We start from the raw sequence: 12,917 nt of genomic DNA, 5'->3' as shown, positions 1-12,917 counted from the left end.
GACACTCCCGTCGAAGACCTCCCCGACGACCCCGCACACCCGAACCGAAGCCGGGAAAGACCAGCTCACAGCCATGCTTGCAATTGTAAGCGCGGCCACACCCCCACGGGTTGTCCCCCTCACTCTTCGGGAGTATGGTGTGTCAACAGTTACCGGCAAGTAACTTGCCTGGTCAGCCCTCCCGAGAGATTTCTCAACAGCAGTTCTCCCCCGCGAGCACGAGATAGGAAGACCATGGGCCACTACAAGTCCAACGTCCGCGATCTGCACTTCAACCTCTTCGAGATGTACGAGCTCGACAAGGTCCTGGAGTCCGGAGAGTTCGGCGACCTCGACCACGAGACCGCCGTCGACATGATCCGCGAGGTCAAGGTCCTCGCCGAGGGCCCCATCGCGGAGTCTTTCGCCGAGACCGACCGCACCCCGCCGGTGTTCGATCCCGCAGACCACTCGGTCACCATCCCCGAAGGCTTCAAGAAGTCGTACAACGCCTTCATCGAGGCCGGCTGGGACAAGGTCGGCATCCCCGAGGATCTCGGCGGCCTGCCCGCTCCGCGCTCGCTGTACTGGGCCCTGGGCGAGATGGTCCTGGGCGCCAACCCGCCGGTGTTCATGTACGCCGCGGGTTCGGGCTTCGCCGGCATCTTCTACGAGAACGGCACCGACGAGCAGAAGAAGTGGGCCGCGATCTGCTCCGAGCGCGGCTGGGGCGCCACCATGGTCCTCACCGAGCCGGACGCCGGCTCGGACGTGGGCGCCGGCACCACCAAGGCGATCAAGCAGGAAGACGGCACCTGGCACATCGAGGGCGTGAAGCGCTTCATCACCTCGGCCGACCAGGACATGACCGAGAACCTCTTCCACCTGGTGCTGGCTCGCCCCGAGGGCGCCGGACCGGGCACCAAGGGCCTCTCGCTCTTCTTCGTCCCGAAGTTCCACTTCGACCACGAGACCGGCGAGCTGGGCGAGCGCAACGGCGCCTTCGTGACCAACGTCGAGCACAAGATGGGCATCAAGGCCTCGGCCACCTGTGAGGTGACCTTCGGTCAGCACGGCGTGCCCGCCAAGGGCTGGCTGGTCGGCGAGACCCATTCGGGCATCGCCCAGATGTTCGACGTCATCGAGCACGCTCGCATGATGGTGGGCACCAAGGCCATCTCGACCCTGTCGACCGGCTACCTCAACGCGCTCGACTACGCCAAGCAGCGCGTCCAGGGCGCCGACCTGACCCAGATGATGGACAAGGCCGCCCCGCGCGTCACCATCACCCATCACCCGGACGTCCGCCGCGCCCTGATGACCCAGAAGGCGTACGCCGAGGGCCTGCGCGCCGTGTACCTGTACACCGCCTCGCACCAGGACGCCGTCGCCGCGAACATCGTCTCCGGTGCCGACGCCGAGCTGGCGCACAAGGTGAACGACCTGCTCCTCCCGATCGTCAAGGGCGTCGGCTCCGAGCGCGCCTACGAGAAGCTGACCGAGTCGCTGCAGACCCTGGGCGGTTCCGGCTTCCTGCAGGACTACCCGCTCGAGCAGTACATCCGCGACTCGAAGATCGACTCGCTGTACGAGGGCACCACCGCCATCCAGGCGCAGGACTTCTTCTTCCGGAAGATCATCCGCGACAAGGGCCAGGCTCTGGGCCACGTCGCCGGCCAGATCACCAAGACCATCGAGGCCGCGGCCGACGAGCGTCTGTCCGCCGAGTACGCGCTGCTGAAGACTGCCCTCGAGGACGTCCAGGGCATGGCCGCCACCCTCACCGGCTGGCTGATGTCGGCCCAGGAGGATCCGAAGCAGCTGTACAAGGTCGGCACCGGTTCGGTCCGCTTCCTGATGGCCGTCGGCGATCTGGTGATCGGCTGGCTGCTGCTGCGTCAGGCCGAGGTCGCCTACAAGGCCCTCGACGCCGGCGCCTCGGGCGACGACAAGCCGTTCTACGAGGGCAAGGTCGCCTCGGCCACCTTCTTCGCGAAGAACATGCTGCCGCTGCTCACCTCGATCCGCGAGGTCGTGGCGAACGTCGACAACGACATCATGGAGCTCGACGAAGCCGCCTTCTGATCTCCTGACCGCTCCCTGAGCCGGTCCGCGAACGCAGTGAGCGGACCGAGTCGAAGGGGCAGAGGCTCCCGCACGACGACGAACCCCGCCGAAACCGGCGGGGTTCGTCGCATCCCCCCGGAAGATCCACGCTTATCGTGGGCGTCATGCACCGGATCACCTGGCACACCCCGCGACAGGCGGAACCGATCTGGTCGTGGCTCCACTCGCGGATGAGCCGGCCCGGAACCGTGGAATCCCTGGTTCCGAGCGGTTTCGAGAGCTACGTGAGCATCCCGAACTCCCGCGATCCGGAAGACGACGGCTGCACGCTGCAGCAGTACCGGGACGACCCGATCGCCTGCCCGGACGGGCGGAACCAGCTCGACAGACTGCTCGACGTCCTCGACCCGGCGACCGGCAGACAGCCGATCCACTGCGCGATCTGGGAGGGTTTCGGCGGCATGTTCGGGGAGGCGGACGGCACGGTACGGGGCGCCGCCGTCGGCTTCTTCTTCGACGACCCCGCCGAGGACACCCCGGCCGCACGACGAACCCTCGAAGCACGGTGGCGGGAATCGAGACCGCTGCGCCCCGCGCACACGACGCTCAACCTCCCCGCCCGTCGTTTCCACACCTGGACCACCACGCTCGACGACCTGCGCGCCGACAGCGAACTCCTCGACGGATTCTCTCCGTCGATCGTCGTCCCGGACGACCACTCGTGGCTGTGGCACAGCGAGATCGACGATCGGCGCACCGAGATCGGCGGCCCCGCCGCGCTGCTCACGCCGCTCCTCGGTGACGACTGGGGCGGTGTCGTCATGACCCCGCCGTCTGCCGCACCGTCCGACGACTGAGTCTCCCCGGGGAACGCCGTGACGAGGGGGGTCGAAGCGCCGCCGACCCGATCACGGGGGCTTCGACACCGGCTCCGTCACGGCGTTCCTCCGCCGGGCTCAGCCGGCGGAGGAACTCTTCGTCGTCGAACGGAGAAACGGAGAGGGGACGACCCGCCCGGTCAGGCGCCGTCGATCTCCAGGTCCACCATCAGTTCGGCGGCGATCGCCTCCAGCGACGTGCGGATCTCGGTGAGGTCGGCGCCGCCGGGAACCCGCGCCTCCATCTGCGCCTCGAACAGCATGCCGCCGGCCATCGGCGCCTCGCGGGTACCGGTGTTCAGACGTCCGATCGAGACGCCGTGCGCGCTCAGCGCCGCCGAGAGCTCGCGCACGATCCCGGGGCGATCGGTGCCGAGCACCTCGATCGCCACCGGCGTCGCCTCGCCCTCCGGATCCCCGTCGGCCCCGGAGTGCACCGCCACCTCGAGCAGCCCTTCCAGCCCGGTCACCGCCGCGATCAGCCCCTCGGCGCGTTCGGCGGGCACCGCCACCACGACGATCCCGGCGAATTTCCCGGCCAGCTGAGCCAACTGACTCTGCTCCCAGTTCCCGCCCTCGGCGACCACCGCATCGGCGAGCGCCGACACCAGTCCCGGACGATCGTCCCCGATTACCGACAGCACCAGATTCCGCATGGTGTCACGGTATCCGGCCGGAGCCGCACCGGAGAAGAGAAACGACGACCCCGCCCCACCGGCCACCGACCGTTCGCTCGGTCGCCTGGGATACGCTCGATCCCATGACCGGATCCGACGACGTGGCGAGCCCCCGGCACGCCCACCCGCAACGCTGGTCGTTCCTGCTGCTGCTCGTCCTGCTCGCGCTCGCCCTGGGTACGTCCGCCCTGCCGTCGCCGCTCTATCCGATCTACGCCGAGCAGTGGGGGTTCGGCCCGCTGACCACCACGGTGATCTTCGCCGTCTACGCGATCGGCGCGCTCGCCGCCGCACTCACCGTCGGCCCGATCTCCGACGCCGTCGGCCGGAAACCGGTCCTGATCACCGCTCTCGTCACGATCCTGATCGGGCTCGGGATCTTCCTGGCGGCCACCGAGGTGTGGCAGCTGCTGGTCGCGCGGCTCCTGCACGGTGCCGCGATCGGCGCGACCATCGTCGTCTCCGGTGCCGCCCTGCTCGACGTCCGCCCGCACGACGGCGACCGCAACGGCGCCGTCAGCGGGGCCGCCCTCAACGCGGGCATCGCCGCGGCGGTGCTCGGGTCGGCGTGCGCGGCCCAGTGGTCGTCGTACCCGCTGCGGATGCCGTACGCGGTGATCATCGCGATCACCGCGGTCCTGCTGGTCGCGACCGTCGCGCTGATCGAGCCGCACACCGGGCGCACCGGCGGCCGGGTCCGGATCCAGCGGCCGTCGGTCCCGGCGGAGGTCCGCACCGACTTCTGGTTCTCCGGGATCGGGATCTTCGCGTCGTGGTCGGTGCTCGGGGTGTTCCTGAGCCTCTATCCGGCGCTCACCCAGCAGACCACCGGCCACCGGTCCGTGCTCTTCGTCGGCGCCGTGATCGCCGCCATGGCACTGGCCGCCTCCGGCTCGCAGTGGGTCGGCGGCCGGTTCGAGCCGCGCGCCGCCGCGATCGCCGGCGACCTCGGCATGATCGTCGCCCTCGCCGGAGCCGTCGTCGCCGTCCGCAGCGGTTCCACCGCGGCCGTGGTGATCGACTCGCTGTTCCTCGGCGCCACGTTCGGGCTCGCGTTCGGCGGCTCGCTCCGCCACATCAGCCGGGTGGCACCGGCCGATGCGCGCGGCCGGGTGATGAGCGCCTACTACCTGCTCGGCTACCTCGCGATGGGGGTGCCGACGGTGCTCGCCGGTGCGATGGCCGGCCGGTTCGGCACCGCCGCGGTCTTCCCCTGGTTCGCCGGGATCGTGGGGCTCGGCTGCCTCGGCGCCGCACTCCTCGGCAGCGTGACGCGTCGTCGTGCTCGGACCGTCGAGACCCCCGTGCCTCTGGGCTGAGGCCCCGAGCCGGACGGAGGCTTCGACTCGCCGCACTCACTCCGTTCGCGCGGCGACTCAGCCATCGGAATGAGCACGGCGGGCCCCAGAGAAGACGGCACGAAGCCACCTCCGCGACCGAGTGAGAGCCGCCGGACCGCCCCACGAGGAGGCGGTGGCGACGCCTATTTCGGAGGCATCCGGATACCGCCGTCGACGCGCACGACCTCGGCGTTCATGTACGAGTTGAGGATCAGTTCCTCGACCATGGAGGCCAGTTCGTCGGGCACGCCGAGCCGCTTGGGGAACAGCACGCTCTCACCGAGCTTGGCCTTGAACGCCTCGGACTCGGGGCCGCTGCCGTAGATCGGGGTGTCGATCAGGCCGGGGGCGACGGTGTTGAGGCGCACGCCGATGGCGGCGAGGTCGCGGGCCACCGGAAGCGTCATGCCGACCACGCCGCCCTTGGACGACGAGTAGGCGGCCTGGCCGATCTGGCCGTCGAACGCGGCGACGGAGGCCATGTTGACGATCGCGCCCCGCTCGCCGGAGGCGCCGGGCTCGTTGCGGCTCATCGCGGTGGCGGCCAGCCGGGTGACGTCGAAGGTGCCGATCAGGTTGATCGAGAGGACCTTCTTGTAGAGGTCCAGGTCGTGCGCCGACGAGTATTCGCCGTCTCGTCCGACGGTGCGCTGCGCCCAGCCGACGCCGGCCGAGTTGACGGCCGCCTTGAGCGGGCCGAGTTCCAGCGCGGTGTCGATGGCGGCGACGATCTGGTCGGTGTCGGTCACGTCGACCGCGGCGAAGACGCCGCCGACCTCGGCGGCGACGGCCTCGCCGGCTTCGGCGTTGACGTCGGCGATCACCACCTTGGCGCCGTGCTTGGCGAGACGACGGGCCACCCCCGCACCAATGCCGGAGGCGCCGCCGGTGACGATTGCACTTGCTCCATTGATGTCCATGGACCGAGCCTATCCCGAGAAGTGACGTCCACCACAGGTGGTGGGGATGTGACACGCCGCACGCCGATCGTTCGGTCGGTGAGCCTCCCGCCACCGCCGATCCGACGACGCCCGCACCGCGCGGATCAGCGGCACTGCACGATCGGCTCGGGCGCGTACTTCACGGTCCGGGTGTGCCGGGAGACCTCGCGGCCGGTCTTGGCGTCGCGCACGATCCGGGTGTCGGACGTGGTGAAGCCGGGGGCGCCGCCGCTGGCGATGCAGTCGTCGCCGGCCGGCAGCTGGATCGCCTCCGGGCTGGTCTGGGCGGTCCGTTCCCCGGTGATCGACTCGACCTCGTACTGTTTGGTCCCCCACAGTCGCACCGTCACCGACGACGGCGACCACGAGGTCTCCACGTACAGGCCGCTGCGCAGGTTGTTGCGGAACTGGAGGTCGATCGACCCCTCGAAGACGGTCGCCTCGCGGGCCTCCGGGTAGCGGGAGATGTAGTAGGCGTGCTCGGTGTGCGCCACGTCTTCCAGCCCGGCGAAGTAGGCGGCGTTGTAGAGCGTGGTCGCGAACTGCGAGATGCCGCCGCCCACGGCCTTCGCGGCGTGCCCGTGGTCGATGATCGTCGAGCTGACGTAGCCCTGTGCGCTGCCGCGCGTACCGGTGTAGCCGTTGAGCGAGAAGACCTGCCCCGGCAGGATCACCGCGCCGTCGACCTCTTTGGCCACCAGCCGGATGTTCTCCCCGGAGGGGCCGCTGAAACCGCCGGTGGTGTACTCGGCCACCACTTCGTCGACCCCGAGTCGCCGGGCGCGTTCGGTGGTGATCTTCGGTTTCACCGTCTTGTAGACGGCCTCGGCCCGCCGGGAGGCGTCCACCGACGCGGTGGCCACCACCTTGGCGGTCGCCGCCGGATCGAGCTTGGCGCCGTCGGCGCCGGCCACCACGCGGGGACGCCCGCCGGAGATCCGGAAACCGGCGTCGACCGGGGTGGCCTCGGCCCCGGCCAGCGCGGTGCCCAGGACCTTCTTCAGGCGGCGCTGCGTCACCGCGGGTTTCAGTCCGCCGTCGCCGTCGGGCACGAACGTGACCAGGGCGCCCATCTGCTCGCGGGACACCGTGACGGTCTGACCGCGCGCCTTCAGCCGCAGCGGGGTTCCGGTGACGGTCCGGGCCGCGCCGTCCATCGTCTGCTGCACGGTGGCCGCCGAGACGGTCGGGTCGAAGGGTTCCATCGCGAGGGTGACGGGCCGGCCGCGCAGCCACTCCCGTGTCAACGTCACGCGGGCGGCCTTCCGGTCGATCCGGAGACCGGACGACGGCAGGTCGGCGACCGGGGTCGCCCCGTCGAAGTGCACGCCGCCCTCCACCGCGGCCCGTTCCAGGACCTTGCGCTGGGCGTCGAGCTCCTCGTTGAACGCGGCGTCGTCGAGGTGCACCACCGGGGTCACCTGCCGGGTGAAGCCGAGCATGTCGGTGAACCTGGTCCACGGGTTGCGCGGCTGATCGAGCAGCCGGTCGAGCGTCGCGTCGACGTCGAACTTCAGTCCGAGGGCCGCCGGATCGATCGCCGCCCGCCCGGAGTCGGTGCGCACCGTGATCGGGGCGGCCGACGAGACGGCCAGCTTGTTCAGCGCCGACCGCGCCTCCTCCGGGGTCAACCCGCCGAGTGAGAACTCGGAGATCTGGGCGCCGCGCGTGGTCTTGCCGTGCGAGGTGGCGAGGTCGATCGCGAAGGCGAGAGCGCCGAGGAGGACGAGGACCAGCACGGTGCGGATCACCCAGATACGGGCCCCCGGACGCGTGTGGCGGGAACCGCCGGCTCGGCGTGGAGTACTGGGAGGAGTCACAACGTTCTTGATGATAGTGAGGATCGGGGGCGACGGCACCCTGCCGCCCCCGGCCCGGGACCTTTGGACGGCATGAACCGGGCGATCCGCCGCACAGGAGGGAGAGATCCCTCACAGAGATTGAAAGCTCCGGCCGAACTGCCGGGTCGGGGGTCAGGCAGTGCAGCCGGAGCTATCTCTTATATAGCTCCGGCGTCCCGGAGCGTTACACACTCGGCGAAGAATTTTTCTCCGGACCGTCGTCGCAGGTCAGAGCACCCGCCGGAGGTTCGGTCCCGGATGCGGCCGGACCCCGGATGCGCAGACTCCGCCGCGGCCTCACGGCTGCGGCGGAGTCTGTGACGGGGAACGTTCTCCGGTGAACGGGAACGATCAGCCCTCGACGATCGCGGTGACGCCCTGGCCGCCCGCGGCGCAGATCGAGACCAGCGCACGACCGCCGCCGTTCTCGCGGATCATCTTCGCGGTGTGGGCGATGATGCGGCCGCCGGTCGCGGCGAACGGGTGGCCGGCCGCCAGCGACGAGCCGCGGACGTTCAGCTTGCTGCGGTCGATGCTCCCCAGCGCCTTGTCCAGGCCGAGACGCTCGGTGCAGTACTCCTCGGACTCCCACGCGGCCAGGGTGGCCAGCACGACCGACGCGAAGGCCTCGTGGATCTCGTAGAAGTCGAAGTCCTGCAGGGCCAGACCGTTGCGCTCCAGCAGACGCGGCACCGCGTAGGTGGGGGCCATCAGCAGGCCGTCCGGGCCGTTGACGTAGTCGACGGCGGCGGTCTCGGTGTCGACCAGGTAGGCCTGCACCGGGAGGCTCTTGCTCTCGGCCCACTCGTCGCTGGCGAGCAGCACGGCCGAGGCGCCGTCGGTCAGCGGGGTGGAGTTGCCCGCGGTCATGGTCGCATCGCCCAGCGAGACGCCGAAGACCGGCTTCAGCTTGGCCAGCTTCTCCACCGAGCTGTCGGCGCGCAGGTTCTCGTCGCGGGTCAGACCGTTGAACGGGGTGATCAGATCGTCGAAGAAGCCCGCGTCGTAGGCCTTCGCCATGTTCTGGTGGCTCGCGGCGGCCAGCGCGTCCTGGTCGGCGCGGGTGATGCCGAACTCCTTGGCGGTGATGGCGGCGTGCTCGCCCATCGACAGGCCGGTGCGCGGCTCGCCGTTCTGCGGGATCTCGATGCCCAGCTTGGTGGCCAGTCCGAGGGCCGCCTTGATGCGGTCCGGGGTGGTCCGGGCGCGGTTGACCTCGAGCATCTGGCGACGCATCTCCTCCGAGACGGCGATCGGCGCGTCGGAGGTGGTGTCGACGCCGCCGCCGATGCCGGCCTCGAAGCGGCCGCGGGCGATGCCGTCGGCCACCGCGGTGATGGCCTGCAGGCCGGTGCCGCAGGCCTGCTGGACGTCGAACGCCGGGGTGTACGGGGAGAGCGAGGTGCCGAGCACGCACTCGCGCATCAGGTTGAAGTCACGCGCGTGCTTCAGGACGGCGCCGCCGGCGACCATGCCGAGCTGCTCGCCCTGCAGGTTGAAACGGCTCACCAGACCCTGCAGCGCGGCGGTGAACATCTCCTGGTTGCCGATCTTGGCGTACGCGCGATCCTGCCGAGCGAAGGGGATGCGGTTGCCGCCGACGATGGCGACCGGGCGCGCCTGCCGGGTCTCCGGCTTACGGGGGGTGTACGAGGCCATGAACGACTCCTGCGTTGAGGTACGGGAACTGCGCTCCGGACTCTCGTGGCGAGTCCGGACTTGTTGCCTATTCTTACTATTGAGTAAGTTAGTTGTCGACCCAGGTACCTGCGTCGACTGTCACAGCGATGCGATACCTACCATCGATGGGGACCTTCTCGATCTCCGACACACACCCGCAAAGGAGACTGTCGTGGCCGGCAGCAACGATCTCTACTCATCCTTCGTCAACTCGGGCCCGGGCGCGTTCATCGCCAGCAAGGTCGGCCTTCCGCAGCCGCCGCAGCTGCGCCGCCACGCCCCGTCGCAGCCCGCGCTGGGCGGCCCCGTCCTGCTGGGCGGCGCCGGTCGCCTGGTCGAGCCGGTCCGCGAGATCCTGAGCGCCGACGGCACCTACGACCTCGTCACCAACAACACCACCGGCCGCACCGCCGACAAGCTGGGCGCCGCCGTGTTCGACGCCACCGGGATCAGCGAGCCCGCCGCCCTGGAGCAGCTCTTCGAGTTCTTCACCCCGATCATGCGGTCGCTGGGCAACTCGGCGCGCGTCGTCGTGCTCGGCACCACCCCGGAGCTGGCCGCGTCGCCGTCCGAGCAGGTCGCCCAGCGCGCCCTGGAGGGCTTCACCCGTTCGGTCGCCAAGGAGCTGCGTGACGGCGCCACCGCCCAGCTGGTCTACGTGCACCCGAAGACCAAGGCCGGCGTGAGCGGCCTGGAGTCGACCCTGCGCTTCCTGCTCTCGGCCAAGTCGACCTACGTCGACGCCCAGGTGATCCGCGTGGGCAAGCAGGACGGCGCCGCCGTGGAGAGCTGGGACAAGCCGCTGGCCGGCAAGGTGGCCCTGGTGACCGGTGCCGCCCGCGGCATCGGCGCCACCATCGCCGAGGTCCTCGCGCGTGACGGCGCCCACGTGATCGCCGCCGACATCCCGGCCGCCGGCGAGGCGCTGAGCGAGACCGCCAACAAGATCGGCGGCACCGCGCTCCCCCTCGACGTGACCGCGGCCGACGCCGGCGAGAAGATCGCCGAGCACGTCACCGAGCGCCACGGCGGCCTCGACATCATCGTGAACAACGCAGGCATCACCCGCGACAAGCTGCTGGCCAACATGGACGCCGGCCGCTGGAACTCGGTGATGGCCGTGAACCTGATCGCCCCGCAGACCCTGGTCGACGAGCTCGTCGAGCGCGGGGCGCTGCGCAAGGGCGGCGCCGTGGTCGACGTCTCGTCGATCGCCGGCATCGCGGGCAACCGCGGCCAGACCAACTACGGCGCCTCGAAGGCGGGCGTGGTGGGCCTGGTCGACGCGTACGCCCCGATCCTCGCCAAGGAGGACATCACCATCAACGCGGTGGCGCCGGGCTTCATCGAGACCGCGATGACCGCCGCCATCCCGCTGGCCACCCGTGAGGCCGGCCGTCGCATGAACTCGCTGCAGCAGGGCGGCCAGACCGTCGACGTCGCCGAGACCGTCGCCTACTTCGCGAACCCGGCCAGCAACGCGGTGACCGGCAACGTCGTGCGCGTGTGCGGCCAGAGCCTGCTGGGTGCCTGATGAGCAGGACCGTCACCCTCACCCACGCGCCCGGTCCGGGCTCGCTGTACCCGAAGGCCGTCAGCGCCATGCTGCCGGTGATCGGCAAGCCGGCGAAGGTGTCCCCGGACGCCGTCGTCCCGGACACCGTGTACCGGCTGGAGAACGTGCGCGTCGACGCCGAGAAGCTCGGCGACTACTGCCGCACCACGGGCACCCAGTTCGGCGACACGCTGCCGCTGACCTACCTGTTCGTGCTGCAGTTCCCGCTCGCCATGCAGCTGATGGTCGATCCGGCGTTCCCGTTCGGCGCCGTCGGCTCGGTGCACTTCGAGAACCGGATCGAGCGCCTGCGCCCGATCGGCGTCGATGAGCCGCTGACCGTCGAAACGCACGCGGAGAACCTCCGCGAGCACCGCAAGGGCCTGCTGATCGACGTGATCTCGGAGTTCTTCGTCGGCCGCGAACTGGTCGCCGTGCAGGTGGGCACGTTCCTGAAGCAGCAGCGGACCAGCCTGTCCGACTCCCCGCGCGGACCGGCCCCGAAGAGCACCACGCCTCCGCCTCCCGACCGCGTCGCGAGCGTGGATCTGGGCCTGATCCGGCAGTACGCCGCCGCCTCGGGCGACCGCAACCCGATTCACATGGCCGACCTGTCGGCCAAGGCGTTCGGTTTCAGCAAGGCGATCGCCCACGGCATGTGGAGCGCTGCGACGGCCGTCGCCAACGTCGAGGCCCAGCTGCCCGACGCCGTGGTCTACACCGTGCGCTTCGGCAAGCCGATCCTGCTGCCGGCCAAGGTGAACCTCTACACCGACAAGAACGAGGACGGCGGATTCGACGTCTCCATCCTCAACCGGAAGAAGGGCTACCCGCACCTGACGGGCACCCTGACCCCGCGTTCCTGACGCATCGGGCACGACGACGAGGGCCTCGGCGAGCATCTGCTCGCCGAGGCCCTCGTCGTTCTCGTTCGGGGGGGGCGATCGCCTCGATCCCCGCCACCCGCGTGGTCGCCGAGTTCCGCACAGACCTCGTGTCGCGGTTCTCGACCGACTGCCGACGAGAACCGCGACCCCGGTCTCCGGTCCCGACGAAAGCCGCGACGGATCCGCGCAGATCACGACGAGTGGTCCTCGGTGATCGTTCTCGGGTGCCCTTCGACTCGACTCGTCACTGCGTTCCTCCTCGGCTCAGGGGGGCGGAGGGGCGCCGTCGTACCGGCATTCCACTCCGGTTCAGGGGGTGGAGGGGGCGCCGTACTGCGTTCCGCACCGGCCAGGAGGAGCGTTGCCGCCCGGCATTCCTCCCCGGACCGGAGAGCGGCGGGGCCCGGCGGAGGTCAGTCCTCGGTGACGCCCACGCCCCGGAGGCCGCGCCAGACGATGCCCAGCAGCAGATCGGTGGCCCGGTCGAAGGCGATGTCGCCCTCGGAGATCCGATCGGCGACGGCCTCGGCGGCGCCCACGATCGCGACGGCGGTCAGCTCGAAGTCGAGGTCGGAGGCGTCCTCGACGGTGGTGCCCTGCCGGATCAGCTCGGTGATCATCTCGATGATCTGCGTGCGCGCCTTCGTCACCGCACTCGAGAAACCCGCCGTGCCGCTGGCCACCCGGTACAGGACGCGCCAGGACGCGGCGTTGTCGTGGACGTAGCGGAGGAACTCCTCGAGCACGATGCGCGCCTGTTCGCGCTGGTGGAGCGCCGGATCGAAACCCGCCCCCATCGCCTCGATGAAGCGGCCGGACTCACGGTTGATGCAGGCGGTGAAGAGCTCGTCCTTGGAACCGTAATAGAGGTACAGCATCGGCTTGGAGATCTGCGCACGGGAGGCGATCGCATCCATCGACGTGTCGGTGTAGCCGTGCTCGGAGAACTCGGCGATCGCCGAGTCGAGCATCTGCTGTTCGCGCACCGCCCTCGGCAGGCGCTTGGTTCCGGCCATGTCCAATAACTTACCATTCGGTAAGTTTCACTGCGGGCGGTCTCCTGCTCCGAGAA

General features: G+C 69.8%; 10 protein-coding genes. 5 read left to right on the top strand and 5 right to left on the bottom strand.

What is annotated here, in order from left to right:
• Positions 1-234 precede the first annotated feature (234 nt).
• On the top strand, positions 235-2,064 hold the full coding sequence (locus tag QM809_RS05710) for an acyl-CoA dehydrogenase (protein WP_415044848.1): 1,830 nt from the start codon (positions 235-237) through the stop codon (positions 2,062-2,064).
• A 146-nt stretch (positions 2,065-2,210) separates the two neighbouring features.
• A complete protein-coding gene (locus QM809_RS05705) occupies positions 2,211-2,903 on the top strand; it encodes a hypothetical protein (RefSeq protein ID WP_415044847.1) in 693 nt (230 codons plus the stop codon).
• Positions 2,904-3,064: 161 nt separating this feature from the next.
• Here QM809_RS05705 and QM809_RS05700 read toward each other — a convergent pair whose 3' ends face one another.
• A complete protein-coding gene (locus tag QM809_RS05700) occupies positions 3,065-3,580 on the bottom strand; it encodes a glycine cleavage system protein R (protein WP_415044846.1) in 516 nt (171 codons plus the stop codon).
• Between the two features lie 104 nt (positions 3,581-3,684).
• Here QM809_RS05700 and QM809_RS05695 point away from each other — a divergent pair, with 104 nt between their 5' ends.
• Positions 3,685-4,920, top strand: a complete 1,236-nt coding sequence (locus tag QM809_RS05695) for an MFS transporter (RefSeq protein ID WP_415044845.1) — start codon at positions 3,685-3,687, stop codon at positions 4,918-4,920.
• 164 nt (positions 4,921-5,084) lie between these two features.
• Here the strand turns inward: QM809_RS05695 and QM809_RS05690 are convergent, their stop codons facing one another.
• The 3 genes from QM809_RS05690 to QM809_RS05680 form a co-directional block, all read right to left on the bottom strand.
• Complete coding sequence (locus tag QM809_RS05690) at positions 5,085-5,861, bottom strand: SDR family NAD(P)-dependent oxidoreductase (RefSeq protein WP_415044844.1); 777 nt, start codon at positions 5,859-5,861, stop codon at positions 5,085-5,087.
• A gap of 125 nt (positions 5,862-5,986) precedes the next feature.
• Positions 5,987-7,633 carry a VanW family protein gene (locus tag QM809_RS05685; RefSeq protein WP_415044843.1) on the bottom strand — a complete coding sequence of 549 codons (1,647 nt, stop codon included), beginning with the start codon at positions 7,631-7,633 and terminating at the stop codon, positions 5,987-5,989.
• A gap of 441 nt (positions 7,634-8,074) precedes the next feature.
• Entirely contained in the window at positions 8,075-9,382 is a 1,308-nt protein-coding gene (locus QM809_RS05680; protein WP_415044842.1) for an acetyl-CoA C-acetyltransferase, read from the bottom strand.
• Between the two features lie 193 nt (positions 9,383-9,575).
• Between QM809_RS05680 and QM809_RS05675 the strand changes: the two genes are divergently transcribed.
• Positions 9,576-10,937, top strand: coding sequence for a 3-oxoacyl-ACP reductase (locus QM809_RS05675; RefSeq protein ID WP_415044841.1), 1,362 nt, complete (start codon positions 9,576-9,578; stop codon positions 10,935-10,937).
• Positions 10,937-11,824 (top strand): MaoC/PaaZ C-terminal domain-containing protein, encoded by an 888-nt coding sequence (locus tag QM809_RS05670; RefSeq protein ID WP_415044840.1) that lies wholly within the window; start codon positions 10,937-10,939, stop codon positions 11,822-11,824. The genes QM809_RS05675 and QM809_RS05670 overlap by 1 nt, the downstream gene beginning before the upstream one ends.
• A gap of 434 nt (positions 11,825-12,258) precedes the next feature.
• Here the strand turns inward: QM809_RS05670 and QM809_RS05665 are convergent, their stop codons facing one another.
• Complete coding sequence (locus QM809_RS05665; protein WP_415044839.1) at positions 12,259-12,861, bottom strand: TetR/AcrR family transcriptional regulator; 603 nt, start codon at positions 12,859-12,861, stop codon at positions 12,259-12,261.
• Positions 12,862-12,917: the final 56 nt, after the last annotated feature.

The sequence above is a fragment of the Gordonia sp. (in: high G+C Gram-positive bacteria) genome (assembly GCF_047600385.1).
GTDB lineage: Bacteria > Actinomycetota > Actinomycetes > Mycobacteriales > Mycobacteriaceae > Gordonia.
This window is presented reverse-complemented; position numbering and strand designations above follow the sequence as displayed.

Coding starts and splice junctions, on each gene's coding strand:
- QM809_RS05695 (WP_415044845.1), top strand. CDS start 3,685: ATGACCGGATCCGACGACGTGGCGAGCCCCCGGCACGCCCACCCGCAA.
- QM809_RS05690 (WP_415044844.1), bottom strand. CDS start 5,861: ATGGACATCAATGGAGCAAGTGCAATCGTCACCGGCGGCGCCTCCGGC.
- QM809_RS05710 (WP_415044848.1), top strand. CDS start 235: ATGGGCCACTACAAGTCCAACGTCCGCGATCTGCACTTCAACCTCTTC.
- QM809_RS05670 (WP_415044840.1), top strand. CDS start 10,937: ATGAGCAGGACCGTCACCCTCACCCACGCGCCCGGTCCGGGCTCGCTG.
- QM809_RS05700 (WP_415044846.1), bottom strand. CDS start 3,580: ATGCGGAATCTGGTGCTGTCGGTAATCGGGGACGATCGTCCGGGACTG.
- QM809_RS05665 (WP_415044839.1), bottom strand. CDS start 12,861: ATGGCCGGAACCAAGCGCCTGCCGAGGGCGGTGCGCGAACAGCAGATG.
- QM809_RS05705 (WP_415044847.1), top strand. CDS start 2,211: ATGCACCGGATCACCTGGCACACCCCGCGACAGGCGGAACCGATCTGG.
- QM809_RS05680 (WP_415044842.1), bottom strand. CDS start 9,382: ATGGCCTCGTACACCCCCCGTAAGCCGGAGACCCGGCAGGCGCGCCCG.